24 protein-coding genes are annotated in these 20308 nt (G+C 67.5%); 18 read left to right on the top strand and 6 right to left on the bottom strand.

What is annotated here, in order from left to right; all coding sequences use genetic code 11:
* Window positions 1–44: 44 nt before the first annotated feature.
* From ACQBAT_RS02775 to ACQBAT_RS02700, 16 genes are all read left to right on the top strand, one after another.
* The gene (locus ACQBAT_RS02775; protein WP_427197741.1) at window positions 45–1010 is read left to right on the top strand and encodes a TAXI family TRAP transporter solute-binding subunit; all 966 of its coding nucleotides are present in this window, start codon (window positions 45–47) and stop codon (window positions 1008–1010) included.
* Window positions 1011–1125: 115 nt separating this feature from the next.
* The gene (locus ACQBAT_RS02770) at window positions 1126–2934 is read left to right on the top strand and encodes a TRAP transporter permease (RefSeq protein ID WP_420747148.1); all 1809 of its coding nucleotides are present in this window, start codon (window positions 1126–1128) and stop codon (window positions 2932–2934) included.
* The gene (locus tag ACQBAT_RS02765; RefSeq protein ID WP_420747149.1) at window positions 2921–3838 is read left to right on the top strand and encodes an NAD(P)-dependent oxidoreductase; all 918 of its coding nucleotides are present in this window, start codon (window positions 2921–2923) and stop codon (window positions 3836–3838) included. Before ACQBAT_RS02770 ends, ACQBAT_RS02765 begins: the two co-directional genes overlap by 14 nt.
* Entirely contained in the window at window positions 3829–5463 is a 1635-nt protein-coding gene (locus ACQBAT_RS02760; protein ID WP_420747150.1) for a dihydroxy-acid dehydratase, read from the top strand. The genes ACQBAT_RS02765 and ACQBAT_RS02760 overlap by 10 nt, the downstream gene beginning before the upstream one ends.
* 10 nt (window positions 5464–5473) lie before the next feature.
* Complete coding sequence (locus ACQBAT_RS02755) at window positions 5474–6394, top strand: dihydrodipicolinate synthase family protein (RefSeq protein ID WP_420747151.1); 921 nt, start codon at window positions 5474–5476, stop codon at window positions 6392–6394.
* Window positions 6391–7107, top strand: a complete 717-nt coding sequence (locus ACQBAT_RS02750; RefSeq protein ID WP_420747152.1) for an SDR family NAD(P)-dependent oxidoreductase — start codon at window positions 6391–6393, stop codon at window positions 7105–7107. Before ACQBAT_RS02755 ends, ACQBAT_RS02750 begins: the two co-directional genes overlap by 4 nt.
* A complete protein-coding gene (locus tag ACQBAT_RS02745; RefSeq protein WP_420747153.1) occupies window positions 7104–7628 on the top strand; it encodes a carboxymuconolactone decarboxylase family protein in 525 nt (174 codons plus the stop codon). Before ACQBAT_RS02750 ends, ACQBAT_RS02745 begins: the two co-directional genes overlap by 4 nt.
* A complete protein-coding gene (locus ACQBAT_RS02740; protein ID WP_420747154.1) occupies window positions 7625–8800 on the top strand; it encodes an enolase C-terminal domain-like protein in 1176 nt (391 codons plus the stop codon). Before ACQBAT_RS02745 ends, ACQBAT_RS02740 begins: the two co-directional genes overlap by 4 nt.
* Before the next feature lie 195 nt (window positions 8801–8995).
* Complete coding sequence (locus tag ACQBAT_RS02735; RefSeq protein ID WP_420747155.1) at window positions 8996–9625, top strand: MFS transporter; 630 nt, start codon at window positions 8996–8998, stop codon at window positions 9623–9625.
* Window positions 9626–9747: 122 nt separating this feature from the next.
* Window positions 9748–9981, top strand: coding sequence for a terminase gpP N-terminus-related DNA-binding protein (locus ACQBAT_RS02730; RefSeq protein ID WP_420747156.1), 234 nt, complete (start codon window positions 9748–9750; stop codon window positions 9979–9981).
* Between the two features lie 62 nt (window positions 9982–10043).
* A complete protein-coding gene (locus tag ACQBAT_RS02725) occupies window positions 10044–11270 on the top strand; it encodes an IS256 family transposase (protein WP_420747157.1) in 1227 nt (408 codons plus the stop codon).
* A 113-nt stretch (window positions 11271–11383) separates the two neighbouring features.
* Window positions 11384–11842, top strand: a complete 459-nt coding sequence (locus ACQBAT_RS02720) for a GNAT family acetyltransferase (protein ID WP_134772166.1) — start codon at window positions 11384–11386, stop codon at window positions 11840–11842.
* 115 nt (window positions 11843–11957) lie between these two features.
* Window positions 11958–12494 carry a GNAT family N-acetyltransferase gene (locus ACQBAT_RS02715; protein ID WP_420747158.1) on the top strand — a complete coding sequence of 179 codons (537 nt, stop codon included), beginning with the start codon at window positions 11958–11960 and terminating at the stop codon, window positions 12492–12494.
* A gap of 138 nt (window positions 12495–12632) precedes the next feature.
* Window positions 12633–13022 (top strand): FluC/FEX family fluoride channel, encoded by a 390-nt coding sequence (locus ACQBAT_RS02710; RefSeq protein WP_420747159.1) that lies wholly within the window; start codon window positions 12633–12635, stop codon window positions 13020–13022.
* On the top strand, window positions 13019–13378 hold the full coding sequence (locus ACQBAT_RS02705) for a CrcB family protein (RefSeq protein WP_426999974.1): 360 nt from the start codon (window positions 13019–13021) through the stop codon (window positions 13376–13378). Before ACQBAT_RS02710 ends, ACQBAT_RS02705 begins: the two co-directional genes overlap by 4 nt.
* 166 nt (window positions 13379–13544) lie before the next feature.
* On the top strand, window positions 13545–13922 hold the full coding sequence (locus ACQBAT_RS02700) for an ArsR/SmtB family transcription factor (RefSeq protein WP_420747161.1): 378 nt from the start codon (window positions 13545–13547) through the stop codon (window positions 13920–13922).
* A 23-nt stretch (window positions 13923–13945) separates the two neighbouring features.
* On the opposite strand, the gene ACQBAT_RS02695 is transcribed toward ACQBAT_RS02700, so the two are convergent.
* The 6 genes from ACQBAT_RS02695 to ACQBAT_RS02670 all read right to left on the bottom strand — a co-directional run bounded on the left by ACQBAT_RS02695 (window position 13946) and on the right by ACQBAT_RS02670 (window position 18111).
* Complete coding sequence (locus ACQBAT_RS02695) at window positions 13946–14359, bottom strand: arsenate reductase ArsC (RefSeq protein ID WP_420747162.1); 414 nt, start codon at window positions 14357–14359, stop codon at window positions 13946–13948.
* Window positions 14360–14392: 33 nt separating this feature from the next.
* Window positions 14393–15436, bottom strand: coding sequence for an NAD(P)-binding domain-containing protein (locus tag ACQBAT_RS02690; RefSeq protein WP_420747163.1), 1044 nt, complete (start codon window positions 15434–15436; stop codon window positions 14393–14395).
* The gene (locus ACQBAT_RS02685) at window positions 15433–15852 is read right to left on the bottom strand and encodes a low molecular weight phosphatase family protein (protein ID WP_420747164.1); all 420 of its coding nucleotides are present in this window, start codon (window positions 15850–15852) and stop codon (window positions 15433–15435) included. The genes ACQBAT_RS02690 and ACQBAT_RS02685 overlap by 4 nt, the downstream gene beginning before the upstream one ends.
* A 41-nt stretch (window positions 15853–15893) precedes the next feature.
* Window positions 15894–16535, bottom strand: coding sequence for a three-helix bundle dimerization domain-containing protein (locus tag ACQBAT_RS02680; protein ID WP_420747165.1), 642 nt, complete (start codon window positions 16533–16535; stop codon window positions 15894–15896).
* On the bottom strand, window positions 16516–17625 hold the full coding sequence (arsB, locus tag ACQBAT_RS02675; protein ID WP_420747166.1) for an ACR3 family arsenite efflux transporter: 1110 nt from the start codon (window positions 17623–17625) through the stop codon (window positions 16516–16518). The genes ACQBAT_RS02680 and arsB overlap by 20 nt, the downstream gene beginning before the upstream one ends.
* A gap of 117 nt (window positions 17626–17742) precedes the next feature.
* On the bottom strand, window positions 17743–18111 hold the full coding sequence (locus ACQBAT_RS02670) for an ArsR/SmtB family transcription factor (RefSeq protein WP_420747167.1): 369 nt from the start codon (window positions 18109–18111) through the stop codon (window positions 17743–17745).
* 106 nt (window positions 18112–18217) lie between these two features.
* On the opposite strand from ACQBAT_RS02670, the gene ACQBAT_RS02665 reads away from it, so the two are divergent.
* Together ACQBAT_RS02665 and ACQBAT_RS02660 are read left to right on the top strand one after the other, a co-directional pair.
* Window positions 18218–19690, top strand: coding sequence for an FAD-dependent oxidoreductase (locus ACQBAT_RS02665; protein WP_420747168.1), 1473 nt, complete (start codon window positions 18218–18220; stop codon window positions 19688–19690).
* 395 nt (window positions 19691–20085) lie between these two features.
* On the top strand, window positions 20086–20274 hold the full coding sequence (locus ACQBAT_RS02660) for a hypothetical protein (protein ID WP_420747169.1): 189 nt from the start codon (window positions 20086–20088) through the stop codon (window positions 20272–20274).
* Window positions 20275–20308: the final 34 nt, after the last annotated feature.

Raw genomic sequence — 20308 nt, 5'->3', positions numbered from 1 at the left:
ACACTTCCCCCCGAGCTATCCCCGCCCTTGTCGCAGTTGGAGGTTTGCTGAGTCTGGCGGCCTGCGGCAACGGAGACTCGCCCGCCGATGTCGAGGCGGATGCTCCCGCCTTCTTCTCCATCGGTACAGGAGGTACGGGCGGCACGGCATACCCAGTGGGTGGCGCCTACGCCGGGATCCTGACATCGAACGTCGAGGGAACGACGTTCACCGCCGAAGCGACGGGCGGATCGGTCGAGAACGTCCGTCTCATCGGTGAGGGCGAGATCGACATGGGGCAGATCCAGGCAGACACAGCCTCCCAGGGTTGTAACGGCGAAGGTGTCTTCGAGGATGCCATCCCCATCACCACCTACGCCGTCCTCTACCCGAACACCCTGGCCTATGTCCGTCTGGCGAACTCCGGGATCGAGAGCCTCGAAGACGCCAAGGGGACCGCCTTGAGCGTCGGCGACCAGGGCAGCGGTACGGATTTGGCGGCCCAGGCGGTGCTGGAGGCCAATGGCATGTCCTACTCCGACTTCGACATCAACTACCTGAGCCTCGCGGACCAGGCGACCGCGTTCCGCGACCGACAGATCAGCTCCGCATTCTGGAGCCCTCCCCGACTGGGAGCTCAGTCCTCGCTGATCGACCTGTCATCCGACCAGGCCATCGACTGGCGCGGTTTCACCGACGAGGAGATGGAGAACGCCGCGGCCGAGCACCCCTACTACACCCCCGGCGTCATCCCGGCGGAGACCTACAACAACCAGCCCGAGGACTTCCCTGTCCTGCTGATCTGGCACACCTACCAGGGGCGGGCCGACCTTCCCGAGGACTTCGTCTACGAAGTGACCAAGCAGCTCATCGAGCACGCCGAGGTTGTCTCCGCCCAGCAGGTCGCCCTGGGCGACTTCGACGTGGACAACATCCAGTACGCTCCATGCCCCATCCACCCTGGGGCGGCCCGTGCCTACCAGGAGGCCGGTGCCACGGTCCCAGATGAGCTGATTGCAGATGGCGCCTGAAGAACCCACTGCTGCAGCTCCGGTCCTCCGCGACAAACCGGTCGAGGAATCAGACGGTGAGTCCGGTGGCAGGCGGCTGCGCACCCTAGGACGAGGCTGGTCGAGCGCGGTCCTCGTGGCCTGCGTCGCATTCAGCCTGTTCTACATCTACACCGCCATCGCGGGGATCGTCAGTCAGGAATCTCACCGCGCCGTGTTCTGGGGTATGGCGACTGCCCTCGCGTTCGTCGTCTTCCCGATGCACAAGGGCGAGAAGCACATGACGCGTCCGCCGTGGTACGACATGGTCCTCGTCAGCGTGACCCTCGCGGCCATGGCGTACTTCATCTACAACTACGGGGTCTTCGCCAACCGGACCGCGCAGTTGACGACGGCGGAGCTGGCTCTGGGGCTGGGCGCCATCGTGGTGTCGCTCGAGGCTACGCGACGGGCCCTGGGCTGGACGCTGGCTGTCATCGCCCTGCTGGCTATCGCCTACATCCTCTTCGGCCCCCACTTCCCGGCGACGTTCGCCCACCGCGGCTACAGCCTGGAGCGTTTCGTCACATCCATGTATGCATCCTTCAACGGGATCTTCGGGATCGTGACACATGTCTTCGCCACGTTCGTCTTCCTGTTTATCCTGTTCGGGGCGATCCTCGTCAGGAGCGGAGCTTCGCAGTTCCTCGTCGACCTGCCACTAGCCGTCGCTGGTCGCTACCGCGGCGGCCCGGCGAAGGTCTCGGTCCTGGCCAGCGCCGTCATGGCATCCGTCTCGGGCAGTGCGGTCGCGAACGTCATGACGACGGGACACATCACCATCCCGTTGATGAAGAAGAACGGGTACCGCAAGGAGTTCGCCGGGGGAGTGGAGGCGGCCGCGTCCACGGGTGGTGTGATCATGCCTCCCGTCATGGGTGCCGGCGCATTTCTCGTCGCCCAGTTCACCCAGACCTCGTACACGACCGTCGTGCTGGTCGCCATCGTGCCGGCGATCATGTACTTCTGGGGGGTCTACTGCTTGGTCGATATCGAGTCCTTGAAGAGGGATCTGCAGGCGATCCCCAAGGAGAAGCTGCCGTCGGCGGGCAAGGTCCTCAAGGAGGGCTGGTTCCACTTCATCCCACTGATCGTCATCTTCTCGCTGATTCTCATGCGTTTCAGCCCCGCATATGCGGCGTTCTGGGGCATCATCAGCGCGATCGTGATCGGGTTCATCCCCTACCAGGGGCAACGACTCACGATCGCGAAACTGTTCACGGGTCTGCGTGACGGTGTGCTTGGCGCACTCTCGGTGCTCGTCGTCGTGGGATCTGTCGGTATCGTCATCGGGGTCGTCAACCTGACCGGCGTCGCACTCCGGTTGAGCGACATGGTGGTGGCACTGGCGAGCGGGAACCTGTTGATCGCCCTCGTCCTGGTGACGTTGATCTCGTGGGTGCTGGGCCTCGGCCTCGGTGTGACCGTGTCATACATTGTCGTCGCCATCGTGGCCGCGCCCGCCCTGATCGAGATGGGGTTGACGCCCCTGGTCGCGCACCTGATCATCTTCTGGGTAGCCCAGGACGCGAACCTGACACCCCCGATCGCCCTCGCTGGCTTCGCTGGCGCCTCCATCGCCGGCGGTAGACCGATGCGGACCGCTTACGAGGGGTGGATGCTCGGGCGGGGTCTCTACATCGTGCCGCTTCTCATGGCCTACAGCCCCCTGGTCGACGGACCTTTCTGGGACGCCGTGCCGGTAGCGGTCATGGGCTTCTTCGGCATCTACGTGGCCTGTCTGGGCCTCGGTGGCTGGTGGATGGGGACCCTTCCATTCTGGCTGCGCGGGGTGTTCTTGGTCATCGGCGGGCTGATCATCGCCCCCGGCTTCGGATCGGACGCCGTCGGGGTGGCTATCTTCCTCGTGCTGTTCCTCTGGAGACGGACCCGTGCGCGCGGCTGAGGCGCAACCTGCCCGCGTCAAGATCGGACCGTGGTTTGACGAGGACCTGGCCGATCTGTTGAGGGAGGGGGAGTGCCAGGTCATCAAGGACGGGCCTGCACATGTCCTCGTCTGGCTCGACCGCGGCCCCGGAGAGGTGGAGCACTGGCTGGACGCTGACGTCCGGATGGTGCAGGCGTCCGAGACAGGTGACGAGAAGTGGTCCCACGTCATCGCGGCTCACCCAGGCATCGACTTCCGCTTTGCCGCCGGGGCTTACAGCAGAGAGATCGCCGAGCACGGCCTGGCACTGGTGCTTGCCCTCATGCGAGACCTGCCCAGGGCCATGGCACAGAGGTCATGGGCTCGACTGGACACGCGAGAGCTGTCCGGGGCCACGGCTCTGATCTTGGGTCATGGACGCATCGGAGCCACGCTCGGCAGTCTCCTGCGTGACCTTGGGGTCCGATGCTACGGCTTGACCTCGGGGCAGTTGGTGCGCCCGGACGGCAGCCGGCTCAGCACCACACTGGCGGACCTGCTGGGTCCGGACCGACACCTGCTGCCGGAGACTCTAGACATCGTCTGCAACGTCTTGCCCCTAACTGCGGGCACCCGCAGTGTCGTGGGGAAGGACTTCTTCGACGTCATGGGCCAGGGTTCCTACTTCGTCAATATCGGACGTGGCGGGACGGTGGACCAAGAAGCGCTCATCGAGGCCCTGGCGGCGAGGCACCTGCGAGGAGCCGGCCTGGATGTCGTGAGCCCTGAGCCCTTGCCCGCGGACTCTCGGCTCTGGGACTTGGACAACGTCATCATCACGAGCCACTCCGCCAACCCCGAGCGATCACGGTCACGCAGACTCGGCCGGGTGGCGATGGAAAACATCGCGCAACGTATGGAAGGGAAGCAGTTATGGGACTGAAGGACAAGCTCACGGCGTACGGGGACGAGGGTTTCAGCGCGTTCCTACGCACCGCGTTCTTATCGGGCGGTGGCGGACTGGGGCCCGAGGACACGGACCGTCCTTGGGTCGGGATCGCTGACACCAGCTCGGACCTCAACCCTTGCCATGCCAACGGCCCACGGATCATCGACGCCGTCAAGCGCGGCGTTCTGCAGGCCGGCGGAATGCCGCTCGTCTTTCCTATGCTCACGCTGCACGAGAGCTTCGCGAACCCTACGTCGATGCTGTACAGGAACCTGCTGGCGATGTCCCTGGAGGAGACGCTGCGCATGCTTCCCCTTGACGCGGTGGTTGCCCTGGGCGGGTGCGACAAGACGATCCCGGCCCAGATCATGGCCTTGATCAGCGCCGAGACTCCTGGTCTGATCGAGCCGGTCGGCCCCATGCAGGGCGGGCAGTGGCGTGGGGAGCGACTCGGCGCCTGCACCGACTGCCGCCGGATGTGGGCCGACTACCGTGGGGGGGACCTCACCGATTCGGACATCACCGAGGTCTCCCAGCAGCTCGTCTCCACGGGCGGGACATGCATGGTGATGGGCACTGCCACAACGATGGCGTTGGTGTCCGAGCATCTTGGGGCCACGCTCGAGGACGGGGCGACGGCGCCGACGGTGTCCGGGGAACGGCTTCGGCACGCTGCAGAGACGGGCAGAGCGGCCGTCGCGCTGGCGCGCGGCGACAGGCAGCCCTTCACCGCTGAGCTCTCGCGGGACAAGATCGTGTCGGCACTCGAACTTGTCGGCGCGGTCGGAGGATCCACGAACGCCGTCGTCCACCTTCTCGGCATCGGGCACCGCCTCGGGATCACCTTCTCGCCGCAGGAGGTGGACGGTGCGCTCGGCCGTCATCCGCTGGTGGTCGACCTCAAGCCGTCCGGACAGGGCTACGCCGACGACCTCCACCGCGCTGGCGGGCTGGCGGCCATCATGGCGGCCCTGGCCGGCGACCCGGCTGTCGCGGAGCGCGGTGGTCATGTCCGACCGATCGCGGACCCCGTCAAGGACGCACCGACGATGGTGGTGCTCACCGGGAGCCTCACGCCTGAAGGGTCCATTCTCAAGACGGCCGCAGCCTCGCCCCAGTTCTTCGAGCACGAGGGCAGTGCGATCGTCTTCGACGACCTCGAGGAGGCGTCCCTGCGCCTGGAGGACCCTGAGTGGGACGTCGACCCCGATGACATCCTCATCATGCGGGGCATCGGCCCTCTGGGAATGGGGATGCCCGAGGCCGGGAGCCTGCCGATCCCCAAGAGCTTGAGCCGGAGAGGCATCCGCGACATCGTCAGGGTGTCCGATGGACGGATGAGCGGCACGTCGTACGGAACCGTCGTCCTTCACGCCAGCCCCGAGGGCGTACGCCCGGGACCTTTGGCCGTTGTCCGGACCGGCGACCGGATCCGGCTCAGCGTGAGCCAGCGACGTCTTGACCTTCTCATCGACGCGAGCGAGCTGCAGGCACGGCTGGCCGCGTGGGAACCGGTCGTGCCCGAAGCCTCGGGGTATCAGGCAGTGCACAACCGGCACGTAATGAGCGCCTGGAAGGGTGCCGACCTGGACCTATGGAGTTCGAACCACTCAGCATGATGGAGGAAGCATGATTCGGAACGAGTTTGTTGCGAGGGCGGGGACAGTACTCCCGCCGTTGGTATCACCCTTCGACGCGGACGAGAACCTGGACCTTTCGGCACTCGAGAAGAACAGTGCATCGTTGGCGAGCAAAGGGATCCGGGGGTTCGTCTGCCTCGGATCCAACAGTGAGGCGGTCCATCTCTCTTACGCGGAGAAGGTGGCCAGCATCTCGGCGGTCCGCGACTCAGTCCCGGAGGACTGTGTCGTGCTTGCTGGGACAGGTGTGGACTCCGTGCGGGAGACGGTACGGCTGACCAAGGCCGCGGCCGAGGCTGGAGCCGAGCTTGCTCTCGTCATCACGCCCTACTTCTACGGCAAAGGAAGCTCAGGCGTGCCATTTCTCCGCCGGTACTACACGGAGGTGGCAGAGGCGGCCGACATACCCGTCCTCATCTACGATGTGACCAAGTACACCGGAGTGTCGCTGACTGCAGACTTCGTCCTGGAACTGCTGGAACACCCGAACATCGTGGGCATCAAAGATTCCTCTGGGCTCCTGGAGACCCTGTCCCTGATCGAGCGCGAGGCCCCTGACTCGATCCCCCTGGTCGGCACGGCGTCAAGCTTCCTCGAGGCTCGAAAGCTAGGCATCCCTGGCGGAGTGATGGCCCTCGCCAACTCCCACCCGGCTGAGTTGCTGCGTCTGGACGAGCTCGGCCGCGCAGGTGCGCACCTTGAGGCCGAGCAGCTGCAACGGGACCTGGCCGAACTGAACACGGCCGTCACCGCGACCTTCGGCATCGCCGGTCTGAAGGAGGCATGCCGTGTGCGGGGGTATGACGCCGGACACGTGAGGTCGCCGCTCGGTCCGCTGGACCCAACGTCTGCATCGACCTTGGTCGAGCTTGTCCACGAGGTGGACGAGCGCATAGGAGCGCGCGCATGAGTTGTACTCTGGTGGTTGGCCTCGGCGGACTTGGGTGGGAGGTGTGCCGCCGGCTCCGCGACGCAGGCCAGGACGTGGTGGGTGCTGACATCGACGAGGAGCGACTCCGAAAGGCCCAGGTCGACCTGGGCGTCATACCACTCCTCGTCCCCGCAGAGACCAGCGAGCTGGAGACCTTCGACCTCGACTCTGCAGTGAACGGTGCAGCAGTCCACGGGTTCGTGCACGCCGTCGGTGTCAATACCCGCGTTTCGGTGCTGGACACCGACGCCGCCCAGTTCCGCTCCATCCAGGAGCTGAATCTGACGAGCGCCTTCCTGTGGGCGAAGAAGGTGGCGCCTCGGATGCTGGACGCACGAACGGGAAGCCTGGTGTTCCTGACATCGGTCTCTGAGCGCTCGGCTCACGCGGACCACGGCGCGTACGCCGCGTCCAAGGGTGGCTTGCGCCAGCTCGTCAGGGTCATGGCGCGAGAATGGGCACCACACGGCGTGCGCGTGAACTCTGTGGCTCCCGGTTACGTCGAGACGGACCTGACGCGACAGTACCTCGAGAAGGACGGCAACAGGGAGAGACTGACGGCCTTGGTCCCCATGGGTCGGCTGGGTACCCCTGAAGAGGTCGCTCCTGTCGTCGAATTTCTCCTTTCGGACGGGGCAGCCTTTGTGACCGGTCAGAGCGTGCACGTCGACGGGGGCAGGGGCTTGCTGTGACCGACAGGGCAGACTTTCTAGGTGCACGCCAGGGCGGCGTGATTCCTCTTATCGACCGAGATGGGCGGCTGACCGGGCCCTTTGCCGCCATGGAAGCCCTGGGCTCTGTCGGGCTGGCTATGGCCCGCTTCGGAGAAGCGCTCCGTTTCGGAGGGCAACTTCCATCGCGTATCAGGGAGGCGATCATCCTGAGAGTCGGATCCCACCGGAACAGCGAGTTCGAGGTCTGGGCGCACCTCAGGGTGGTTCGCGAGTCGGGTCTGCTCTCCGAACAGGAGATAGAAGCCCTGCTCCACGGGCACCACGCAGGTTTGGATGACCACCGCCTTCGGGAGAGTCTGGCGATCGCCGAGCTGGCGCTGGCCGGCCAGGTGTCCAGGGCTGACGACTCGGTGGTGCCCCGCCCCGAGTGGTTCGAGATCGTGTCACTGGTCCACTACTACTCCCTGCTCGCGGACCTCATGGCTGTCGACGGGGTCGGGGTGCCGGCTCTCACGGACGATCCTGGGGTCACGTCGTGAGGCCTCTACGTATCGACAGCTGCGAGCTCTACGTCGTCAAGGCCGGGCTCCGCGATTGGCTCTTCGTCCGCTTGCAGTCAGATGTCCCTGGGTTGGACGGCTGGGGCGAGGCAACTCTGAACTGGCGAACCGAGTCGGTAGCGGCTGTTCTCCGGGAGCTGTCGCCGCTGCTCCCAGAGTTGGACGGGCGCCGGGTCAACCACAGTCTGAACCTCCTGCGCCGACGCTCCTACTACCGGCTCGGCATCATAGGCGAGACGGCGCTCAGCGCCATCGAGCACGCTCTTTTCGACATGCACGGCAAAGAACTCGGCATCCCTGTCTATGAGCTCCTTGGCGGCCGCATCCGTGATTCACTGCCCGTGTACGGTCACCTTGGGGGCGGCCGGCAGGAGGCTGTCTACGGGGCCAAGAGCGGGGACTCGATCGGCGAGGAGCTGCTGAGCCTGCGCGATCGCGGATACCGAGCGGCCAAGATCGTGCCGCTGCCGTCGCTGGGCACTCTGGTCGAGGCCGATGTCATCGCCCACCTCGACCGAATCATGAGCGTATCGCGCGGCGCGGTAGGGGACGACTTCGAGATTATGGTGGACCTGCACGGAAGGCCACGATCGCTGGATGTGGCGGCCCGGATCCTCGACGTCCTCGGCCCGTACCGCCCGCTCTTCGTCGAGGAGCCGCTGGCTCCTGCCCTGACCCGGGGATACGGTCGGCTGTCGCGGTCTGGAGTTCCGATCGCTACGGGCGAGCGGTTGATCGGGGCAGAGGAGTTCTCGAACCTCGCGCTTGGCGAGATCAGTTTCCTGCAACCCGATCTCAACCACTGCGGAGGTCTTGGAGTCGGCCTCGAGGTCGCGACGCTAGCGAAGCTGCACGGCGCCGCACTGGCGCCGCATAACCCCAATGGCCCACTCGCCTCGGCGGCGGCTGCCCACTTCGGCTTCGCGGTCGAGGGTGTGGCGATCCAGGAAGAGATGTCGGACGCAGGCATGCCGTTCACGGATGTCTGCTCGCTACCGTTTGATCGAGTGGGGTCGGAATGGCGGATGTCCGAGCGTCCCGGTCTGGGGATAGAGATGGACATGGGGGTGCTCGAGAAGTTCGAGTTGGGTTCGATCAAGCCGACATACCCTCGCGGAACTGCGCCAGACGGGTCCGTGGCCGCATGGTGATCCGAGGCGTCAGCTAGCCCAGGGCCCGCGGCTGATCGAAGGCCGGACGGTTGCGACCGAGAAGAGAGTGACTGGCCGGGCGGGGCAGAACACCACGGGCGCCCGCGGTGCGCCGAACGTCGAGACTGCGGACCTGGGTGTACCTAGTGGGATGCATCGTGAGCGCGGGTTCGGTAGTCCGATGAAGGGCGGAGCATGAGTCGACCAGCATCGGGGCGGACGATCCTGTCGGCCAGCGGTCTGACCGTCCTGGGGGTGCTGCCACCGTCCCTGCTCGGCGCTCAGGCGGTCCTGGTGCAGCGTGACCTTGGCGTCGCGCTGAGTGGCATCGGCGTGTCGGTCGGGGTCTATTTCGCGGCGGCTGCGCTCCTTTCTCTTCTCGGCGCACGCCTCTTGCTGCGCCTAAGCCAAGGCGGGAGACTCCTGGTCGCAGGTTTCCTGACCATGGCAGGTGGCTTTGGCGTGGCCCTGCTCGTACACGGGCCCGTATCTCTGACGGGAGCGACGGCAATTCTGGGGCTCGGTAATGCCGCGTGTCAGGTGACGGCCAACGCAGCCGTGGCTGTGACGCTACCTCCGCAGCGGCGCGGGCTGGGCTTCGGGATCAAGCAGAGCGCCGTTCCCGTCGCCATGATGTTTGGCGGACTGGCCGTGCCGACGATGTCTGTGGTACTGGGGTGGCGCAGCACCTTCCTGATCACCGGCGGTCTGGGGTTCTTGGTCATGTCCGTCGGCGTGGTCAAGATGTGCAGGGGTCGAGGCATTGTTCGGCAACCTCTGCCTCACGAGAACAAGCCGGGAGTCACTGTGACGGCGCTCAGGTGAAACTCCCCAGTTCTGCTCACTGAAATTCCCCACCCTGTGGCACCCCATCCGGGGACGGACGGGGCTCCTTCGATGATGGCGGTCTCTGACCACACGCCGACTCGAAGGAGCCCCTACGTCCCATGCTGTCACGGGAGGAAGACATCGACGCTCACGCGCTGGCCCGCCAGGGCTGGACGATCTCAGCGATCGCCCGGCACCTGGGCCGGGACCGCAAGACCATCCGCGCCTACCTGCGCGGAGACCGGGTCGCCGGCGTCCGCAAACCCGCCGGTGAAGACCCGTTCGAGGCGTTCGTGGGTAAGAGTCCCGTGGAGTGGTGGGGTTTGGGGAGTGGATGTGGCTCTCTGACGTAGAGGGGTCATCGGCGAGATGCTCGGTGTGTACCGCCAAGTACTCACCAGAGGAGATCTCACCGATGACCCTTTCCCAGTCTGCCGTGTCCGACCTGCTGGATGCACTTCGCGCCGGTGACGGCGTGGACCTGGTACGCGAGTCCGTGCGCATGGTCCTGCAGGAACTCATCGAGGCCGAGGCCACCGAGGCCATCGGCGCAGCCCGATACGAGCGCACACCGGCCCGGGTGACGGAGCGCAACGGCACCCGCCCGAAGCTGCTGACGACCAAGGGCGGTGACGTCACGGTCGCGCTGCCCAAGCTGCGTCAGGGCAGCTTCTTCCCGTCCATCTTGGAGCCACGCCGCCGGATCGACCAGGCGCTGTACGCGGTGGTGATGGAGGCCTACGTCCACGGCGTCTCGACCCGCTCGGTCGACGACCTCGTGGTCGCCCTCGGCGGCACCGGGATCTCCAAGTCCGAGGTGTCGCGCATCTGCGCCCGCCTGGACGAGGCCGTCGGGGCGTTCCGCACCCGCCGCCTGGACCACGCCGCCTTTCCCTACGTCTACCTCGACGCGACCTACCTGCACGTGCGCACCGAGGCCGCCATGGTCGTGTCCAAGGCCGTCGTCATCGCCACCGGCGTCACCGAGCACGGCCGCCGCGAGATCCTCGGCCTGGACGTCGGCGACAGCGAGGACGAGGTCTTCTGGCGCGCGTTCCTGACCGGCCTCAAGAAGCGCGGCCTCACGGGCGTGCAGCTGGTGATCTCCGACCAGCACGCCGGCCTGGTCGCCGCCCTGACCCGGGTGTTCCAAGGCTCGTCCCACCAACGCTGCCGGGTCCACTTCATCCGCAACGTCCTGGCGCACGTGCCCAAGGCAGAGACCGAGATGGTCGCCGCAGTGTTCCGGACCATCTTCGCCCAGCCCGACCTGGCCTCCATGGCCCGGCAGTGGGACAAGGTCCGCGACGACCTCGCCACCCGGTACCCCAAGACCGGCCCGCTGATGGACGCCGCGAAGTCCGAAGTGCTCGCGTTCGCCGCTTTCCCGCGCGAGCACTGGCGCAAGATCTGGTCCACCAACCCCCTGGAGCGGCTCAACAAGGAGATCAAGCGCCGCTCCCGCGTCGTGGGCATCTTTCCCAACGAGGCCGCCGTCATCCGCCTCATCGGCGCCGTCCTCGCGGACGCCCACGACGAGTGGCAGGTCGACGACCGCCGCTACCTCTCCGAAGCCTCCATGGCCAAGCTCTACCCCACCAGCCATACTGAGAGCGTCGCCCTCCAAGAAGGCGACCGGTAGGCAACGAGCATCACCTCAAAGCCCACCACTCAGCGGGGCTCTATCGGACGCTACGCGTTCACAGCGGCAATACCGGACGTTTGACACCTGTGCCGCCCGTGGAGAATCAGCGCATGCTGATCGCTCCGATCCCGTCCGCACTGGAACACGAGGCAGTACGACTCTGGCGTGACTGCGGACTGGTCCGCCCGTGGAACGATCCCGACGCAGACCTTGCGCGTGCGCTCGACGGACCGTCTTCCACGGTTCTTGGGGCGGTGGCTGACGAGCAGCTTCTCGGCACGGTCATGGTCGGGCATGATGGGCATCGCGGCTGGGTGTACTACCTGGCTGTCCAGCCGGACCATCGCGGGAACGGGCTTGGGCGTGAGCTGATGAGCGCTGCTGAGTCATGGCTGCGCGAGCAGGGCGTTCCCAAGCTCCAGCTCATGGTCCGTGCAGACAACAGCGCTGTGATCGAGTTCTACAAGCGGCTTGGCTATGTCGACCAGCAGGTCGCAGTCTTAGGTCGCTTCTTCGACGAGGAGCTACAGGAACTCCGTGATCAGAAGTCGTCCGAGCGGCTTCGCTAGGCTCACGCGGTCTGGAACGACCCGGTAGCAAGGCGCGGCCAGCGGCAATAGCGTGCGACCACGCTCCTGGCGGCATGAGCGTGCGGGGCGTGTGGGGCGTGGCAAGGTCGTTCTCATGAGGACGGGAGACGATGCGCGGCATGAACCGACACTGCACACAGCCCGCCTGTTGCTGCGGCCTTTGAGCGAGAGTGACGCGGCGGTCCTGCACGAGCTGTGGACCGAGCGGGATCCGCGTGTGCCACCTCACCGGCAGATCGACGCCGATGGCAGACCCACGGTCGCAGACCTCATGGAGTCCATCCGTTCTAACCCACCGACCACGGTCGGCCTGCTCGCCGTCCAACATGTGAAGACCGGGGACGTTATCGGCTATTGCGGATTGGCGGACAGCGGACGCCCCATCACAGGGGAACCGGAGCTAGCCTTCGAGCTGCTACGACGCCATTGGGGTCAGGGCTACGCGACCGAAGCATCGCGTGCGGTTATCGACTGGGCCAGATCGTCCGGACACGAGCGCCTATGGGCGACCGTCTGGGACTGGAACACCGCCTCTCGGCGTGTCCTGGCAAAGCTTGGCTTCCTCGAAACAGACCGCCGTGAACTGGACCCGGCCCGCGGAACCACCATCTTCACCACGCGAACGCTCTGATAGCGAGAGCACCGTTCGACGACGCGCATCGGGGAGGTGAACCTCGTGCCCTGATGGACACGCTGGACGCGGCAAATGGGTGTGTCTGCGCCCCGGGTCTGGCCCTTGTTACGTGTTCAGGATGGTTAGGCTGCGCCCGTGATCCTTGAGGCTCGGACTGTGTTCGCCGTCGCGCTCGGCGGCGCGGTGGGCAGCCTGCTCCGGTGGCTCGTCGAGCTGGTCCTGCCGGCCTCCACTGGCACGGTCCCGTGGGGGACGCTGCTCGTTAACGTGCTCGGGTCGGTCCTGCTCGCGGGCGCCGTCGTGGTGCTGGACAGCGGGGTCGGATCCGTGGTGCATCGCTCGTTCCTCGGGACCGGCGTGCTGGGCGGGTTCACCACGTTCTCGACGTATGCGGTACAGGTCGCCGTGCTGGGTGACGTCGCGCCGGCGACCGCTCTCGCCTACCTCGTGGCGACCCCGCTGTTGTGTGTGGCCGTAGCTTGGCTCGCAGCCGCCTGGGTCCGCCGGGCTTGGGGGCTGCCGTGACGGATCCGGGGGTGGCGTGGGGCTGGGCGGTGCTGGCAGTCGCGGCAGGCGGCGCCGTCGGAGCGGTCGTTCGTCACCTGCTCACCGTGGCGCCCTGGGGAACGCTGCGCGGCGTGCTCGTGGCCAACACGACGGGCTCGGCAGGGTTGGGGGCAGTGTTCGCGCTCGTCGAATCACCGGGGCTGGTGCTCCTGCTGGGGACCGGCCTGTGCGGTGCGCTCACCACCTGGAGCACGCTGGCTGTCCAGACGGCCGAGCTGGGCCGTCGCGCAGCCGCGCACGCCGGCGCATACCTGTTCCTGAGCGTGGTGCTCGGACTCGCCGCGGCACTCCTGACGCTCGCCGTGCTGCGCTGAGCATGGCGTAACACCACGCTTCCGCGCGTCTGCGCAAATCCCTCCCTGGCTACGACTGCGGCCGAGCCCGTCCCGGCCTTGCCTCAGTCACGCTGGCCGGTGTGATCGGATCGGCACGTAACCAAAGCCTCATGGATGATCTTCGATGTGGGTCTACGCTGGTGCCATGGCACAGTCTCAGGAGTCGGTGGTCTCGGTGGTCGACGAGTGCTGCGTGGGGGCTGACTGCGAGTTGATGCCCAGGGGCGAGGCGGAGGACCTCGCTACCGCGTTGCGGGCTTTAGCCGACCCGACGCGGGTTCGACTGCTGCACTACCTGGCCGAGTCTGAGTCAGGCACGGCCTGCGCATGTCACCTGCCGGATGCGTTGGGCATCACGCAGCCGACCCTGTCCCACCACATGCGCAAGCTGCACGACGCCGGTCTGGTGGCGCGCGAGCGGCGCGGCCGCTGGGTGCATTACACCGTCCGGCCCGAGGCGCTGGGCCGGGTGAGGGCATTCCTCGAGCTGCCGGCGAGAGGTGCCGCCGAGCGCTGTTGCTGAAGGCGTCGCTTCGGGTCAGGTACTCACTCGGCGACGGGCTGCCCAAGCGATGCGATGAGGGCGGTGACGCGGTGCCGGATCTGGTCGCGGATGGGCCGGACGCCCTCGATTCCCTGGCCGGCCGGGTCGTCCAGCTCCCAGTCCTCGTAACGCTTGCCGGGGTAGATGGGGCAGGTGTCGCCGCAGCCCATGGTGATGACGACGTCGGAGGCACGGACGGCGGCGTCGCTGAGCAGCTTGGGCTGCCCGGCGGACATGTCGATGCCTTCCTCGGCCATGGCCCGGACCGCAGCGGGGTTGACCTGGTCGGCCGGGGCGGAGCCCGCGGAGAGGACCTCGATGCGGTCACCCGCGAGGTGCTGCAGGTAGGCGGCGGCCATCTGGGAGCGGCCGGCGTTGTGGACGCAGACGAACAGGACGGTGGGCTTGTCGGACATGGTCAGCCTCTCGGTCAGCGGGTGGTGCTCGGGTCAGGGGGGAAGGCGTGGTCGACGGCCTGTCGGGCCCACTGGCCGACGCCGATCAGGGTGGCCGAGGCCAGGCCGCACCAGTCGCCGTAGCCGACGAAGGCAAGGCGAACTTCGGCGGCCGCCATCGGGCCGTCGGTGGCCGGGACGCCGTTGGTGCGGTGCAGCCCGAGCGGTGCGAGGTGACCGAGCGCGGGCCGGAAGCCGGTGCACCAGATGACCGTGTCGACCGGTCGGGTGGTGCCGTCGAAACCAAACCACGCCGTCGGTGGTGAACCGCTCGAACATCGGACTTCGCCGCAATCTGCCCGCGTCGCGCGTGGCGCGGACTGGTGGCACTGCCACGATGTCGCCGAGGCCGCCGACACCCTCACCGTGGCCACGGGCTCGGAGGGTGGCCACTCTGAAGAGCTCGCGGCCGTCGACATGGTCGGGCAGGAACCGTGGCGGATGCAGGGTGCACCAGGTCACGTGCGCGCGGGAGGCCAGGTCGGCCGCGATCTGGGCGCCGGAGTTCCCCCCGCCGACGACGACCACGCGCTGCCCGGCGTAGGGCTCGGGTGAGCGGTAGCGGGCGGAGTGCTGCTGGGCACCGCCGAACTCCTCAGCCCCCGGGTAGGTGGGCACGAAGGGTCGGGACCAGCTGCCGGTGGCGTTGAAGACCGCCGCGGCCCGCCAGGTGCCCCGGGAGGTCGTCACCCGATAGTCCGCATCCTCGGCCTCCACGGCCGTGACCCGCTCCCCGCGGCGCACTGGGATGTTGTAGCGCTGCTCGTAGCGCGCGAGGTAGTCGACGACGTGCTCCGCGTGGGGGTAGCCCTCGCCGGCCGTCGGTGGCATAGGCCACCCGGGCAAGGAGGAGAACGCGGCCGGCGAGAACAGGCGCAGGGAGTTCCAGGTATGCAGCCAGGCGCCGCCGGGGCGGTCCTGGTCGTCCAGCACGATGTGCTCGACACCGCGTCGGCGCAGATAGAAGGAGGTCGCCAGACCGGCCTGGCCGCCACCGATGACCAGCGCCCGCACTGGATGGGCGGGGTTGTTGGTCATGCCTGGGATCGTAGGCCCAGCTGCTCACCGAGGCTGGCTACCCGGGCGTCGATGTCGTGGCGCACCAGGCGCATGCGTTCCATGCCCTCGATCCCGCGACGGGAGGGTTCGTCCGTGACCCACCGCTGCACCTGTGTGTCGGCCGGGTCCAGCTCGACTTCCTCACCCAGCAGCACGACCAGGTCTGCCTGGTCCACCAGCTGGGGATCGACGGGCTTGGGGTGTTCACCTTCGGTGCTGGCGTCCACCTCGGCGAGGGCGGCCACCGATTCGGCGTTCAGCGCGCTCCCGGGTCGGGTTCCGGCTGAGTACACGCGGGCTGCGTCGGCGTAGCGCTGGCGCATGAGCGCGGCTGCCATCTGGGACTTGCCCCCGTTCTTGACGCAGACGAACAGGACGGTGGGGATGTCGGTCACGGGCGAGGAACCTCTCAACGGGTCTGGGGCGGTGGCCGGGGTCAGAGGGTGAGGTCCCGCAGCAGTGTGGTGACGCGGGCCTGGAGTATGTCGCGGATGTCGCGCACGACCTCGATCGGCTGCCCGGCGGGGTCCGGAACGGCCCAGTCCTCGTAGCGCTTGCCCGGCAGCACGGGACAGGAGTCTCCGCAACCCATGGTCACGATAACGTCGGCGGCGCGGACGACATCTCCGGTGAGTGGCTTGGGAAAGGCCTCGCGCAGGTCGACGCCGCGCTCGGCGAGGGCCTGCACGACGACCGGGTTGATCTCGCCGGTGGGTGCCGAGCCGGCTGAGCGCACGTGCACCCGGCCCGGGGCCAGATGTGCCGCGAGTGCGGCTGCCATCTGAGAGCGGCCGGCGTTGTGGACGCAGACGAACAGCAGCTCCGGGACGATCTTCACGATTCGCCCGTCCGCCTGCGCGGCGGCGGTCAGACGCTCGCGCGCCAGGCGCGCGGTCAGCACCGGCAGGTAGGTCGGGATGCGCGAGACCGCCGCCAACTCGGACCAGGCGACCTCGACCGCCCGGTAGACCTCCTCGCCGGTGAACGTGCCCTCGAAGGCGTAGGTCAGGTCATGGACGATCTGCGCCACGGACTGTTCGCCGCGGTGAGTCGCGGCCTCAGGAGTTGGAGCGGACATCGGCGGGGACCTCCTGGGAGAAGAAGCGGTCGCGCAGGGCGAGCGAGACGTAGACGAGGCCCACCAGGACGGGCACCTCGATGAGGGGTCCGACGACCCCGGCCAGGGCCTGGCCGGAGGTGACCCCGAAGGTGGCGATTGCCACCGCGATGGCCAACTCGAAGTTGTTGCCGGCCGCGGTGAAGGCCAGGGTCGTGGTCCGCGCGTAGGACATCCCCAGGCCCACACCGACCGCGAAACTGACGCCCCACATGAGGGCGAAGTAGAGCAGCAGGGGCACCGCCATCCGCGCCACGTCCAGGGGCTGGGCAAGGATCCGGTCACCCTGGAGGGCGAAGAGCAGCACGATCGTGAACAGCAGACCACGCAGCGCCCAGGGGCTGACGGCGGGGATGAACCTCTCCTCGTACCACTCGCGGCCCTTGGCGCGCTCCCCCCAGACGCGGGAGAGGAAGCCGGCCAGCAGCGGGATCCCCAGGAAGATGAGGACCGACGTGGCGATCTGCCAGGGCGAGACGTCCAAGGCGGCCTGGTCGAGCCCGAGCCAGCCAGGCAACACAGACAGGTAGAACCAGCCCAGCCCTGCAAACGCCACCACCTGGAAGAGCGAGTTGAGGGCGACCAGCACCGCGGCGGCCTCACGGTCGCCGCACGCCAGGTCATTCCAGATGATGACCATCGCGATGCACCGGGCCAGCCCGACGATGATGAGCCCGGTGCGGTACTCCGGCAGGTCGGCCAGGAACGCCCAGGCCAGCGCGAACATCAGCGCCGGACCCAGCACCCAGTTGAGCACCAGCGAGCTGATCAGCATCCGACGGTCAGCCACCACGGAGTCCAGCCGGTCGTAACGCACCTTGGCCAGCACCGGGTACATCATCACCAGCAGGCCCAGGGCGATCGGCAGCGAGACCCCGTCGACCTCCACCGCCCCCAACCAGGCGTCCAGTCCGGGGACGAGCCGGCCCAGCAGCAGCCCAGCGATCATCGCCGCCCCGATCCAGACCGGCAGGTACCTGTCGGTGGCGGACAATTGGGCGGTGGGCGGGCTTGCGAGCTGCCTTGGCGCCGTAGGAGTGACCCGGCTCATGGTGATCCAATCTATGGACGAAGATCGATACGGCTATCGTGGCCGCCACATAGACAAATGTCAATCAAATGTCGGGGACGTTTGGAAACTACCCGGAGCTCGGCGTCCGGCGCCCGGTCAGGATCCTCCAGCCAGCGTCTGGCGCAAAGACTCGAGGGCCGCAGGGACAGCGGCATACCAGACGTTGGTGCCCCGCCGCTCACTGGTGACCAGACCTGCCTCGCGCAGGATCTTGAGGTGGTGGCTGACTGTGGGCTGGCTCTTGCCGACCGGCTCGACCAGGTCGCACGCGCACACCGCACCGTCGCTGCTGGTGGCCAGCAGGCTAAGGAGGCGCAGGCGCACAGGGTCGCCCAGCGCCGCGAACCGGCGGGCCAGCTCAGTGGCCTCCTGTACACCCAGCATCGTCGTCTGCAGCGGCGCACAGCACTCCGCCACCTCCGGCTGGGCAGGGACGACGAGCGAGGCTGCAGCCGAAACTGACATGGCGAAGACTCCTTCATTGACATTCGTCGATATAGGGTGCACGATGCGTTCCATCGACAGATGTCGATACTAGGCATCAACCGGCGGCGCCGCCAGGAGGCAACACATGATCATGACCAACGCGCTTCGTGAGGACCTTCCCGTCGTCGTCATTGGCGCCGGGCCGGTGGGGCTGGCCGCCGCCGCCCACCTGGCCGACCGGGGGCTGCCATTCCTGGTTATCGAGGCCGGGGACCAGGTCGGCACCGCCGTCTCAGAGTGGGGCCACATCCACACCTTCACCCCGTGGCAGTACATCGTCGACCCGACGGCGGCTAAGCTGCTCGCTCTCACCGGGTGGGCTCCTCCAGCCACACCCGTTCCGCCCACGGGTGCGGAGCTGGTCGAGCACTACCTGTGCCCGCTCGGCCAGCTATTCGCCGACCGGGTGCGCTTGGGGACGCGGGTGCTGGCGGTCTCCCGGGCGGGGATGGACAAGACCCGCAGCATCGGCCGGGCGGAACGTCCCTTCATCCTGCGAGTGCGCGAGGCCGACGGAGCCCTGGGCGAGCTGCTCGCCCGTGCCGTCATCGACGCCTCGGGCACCTGGGGCCAGCCCAACCCCCTGGGGGCAGCCGGCCTGCCCGCGCTCGGTGAGCAGGACGCTGGCCCGTTCCTGGTGGGACCGCTTCCGGACGTGCTCGGCCAGGACCGAGTACGGTTCGCCGGTCGACGCACACTCGTGGTCGGGGCCGGGCGCTCTGCCGCGAACACGCTGCTGAACCTGGCCCGCCTGGCCGAGCGGGAGCCCAGGACGGAGATCCTGTGGGCCGTCCGTGGCGCATTGCCGGCGAAGGTCTACGGCGGCGGTGCGGCTGACCAGTTGCCTGCCCGGGGCCAGCTCGGCAGCGACCTGCACGCGCTCGTGGACTCCGGAGCCGTGCGTCTGGTCACCGGCTTCTCCATCATCGCGCTGGAGATTGGTCAGGACGCCGTCACGGTGCGTGGCCAGACGGCGCAGGGCCCGCTTATCCTAGAGGGCATCCACAATCTGGCGGCCGCGACCGGCTTCCGGCCCGACCTGTCCCTGCTCGCCGAGACTCAGCTAGACCTGCACCCGGCGTTGGAGGCACCGACCCGGCTCGCGCCACTGGTCGACCCGCAGTACCACTCCTGCGGCACCGTCCCGCCCCACGGCCACAACGACCTGGCCCATCCCGACGACGGCCTGTACATCGTCGGGATGAAGTCCTACGGGCGCGCTCCCACGTTCCTCATCGCCACCGGCAACGAACAGGTACGCTCCGTCGTCGCAGCCCTGGCCGGCGACTTGGCGGCGGCCGACGAGGTGCGGCTCGTGCTGCCAGAGACCGGGGTCTGCTCGGTCAACGACAAGGGCCAGGACACCGCCGCCACCGGCGGCTGCTGCGAAACCCCGATCGATCTCGAGGACCCGCAGGTGCCGGCCGAGACGCACCGCGCACGACCTGCCGGCGTTCCGGCACTCGGCTTCGCCACCGGCACGGGCGGCAAAGACCCGTTGGCCGAGCTCGTCATCACCAGCCCCGCCGGCGCGGGCCGGTGCTGCCCGGGCGCGTGACGCGTCCACCTGCCGCGTTCCCCCGCTGACGCGTCGTCTGGGTGCTCGCCGTTACCGAGGCGACCAGTCACGCCGCAGTTGCGACGGTTCTGAGCTCCCGGCAAACGTCCGGACATCGGCGGTACAGCGATGTATCACCCCTCAGATGGCAGGCACCGCCTGCGATGGGGGCTCGGTTATCGGGATGGGCCGAGTTGGTGAAACGCACTGCCGAAGACCTGGTGTTGTTCTGCTAGTCGTTGGGCAGCCCGGAGACGGCTGCCAGCGTCGGGCTTGAGAGCGCCGGAGACTGGGGACGGGGTGCTCAGCCGCCGGAGCAGTCTTGTCTGATATCTGGCTGCGTCGGGTTCTCTGGCCGGCGGGCCGGTCGGGTTCGACTCGGTGGGCGGGATGGCGTGCGCAGCTCGCCAGACAGCGAGATCGCCAAGCAGGTCGTCATCGACCTCGGGCGGCAGGGTCCGCTGCCAGGGCGTCCGGGCGGACGCACCTGCTTGGCGTGCCTCGCCGGCGACGTTCTCGACCAGCTGCTGGACCCGGTGAGTGAGCCGGTCCAGGTACTCGGTCGTGTCTGGGTCGTGTCGTAGGGCGGGTGGGATGCCGGGCAGCCACGGCAGGGGC

It is taken from the genome of Ornithinimicrobium pulveris, assembly GCF_050261105.1.
GTDB lineage: Bacteria > Actinomycetota > Actinomycetes > Actinomycetales > Dermatophilaceae > Ornithinicoccus.
The sequence above is the reverse complement of the archived record's forward strand: the minus strand, read 5'-3'. Positions and strand labels throughout refer to the sequence as shown.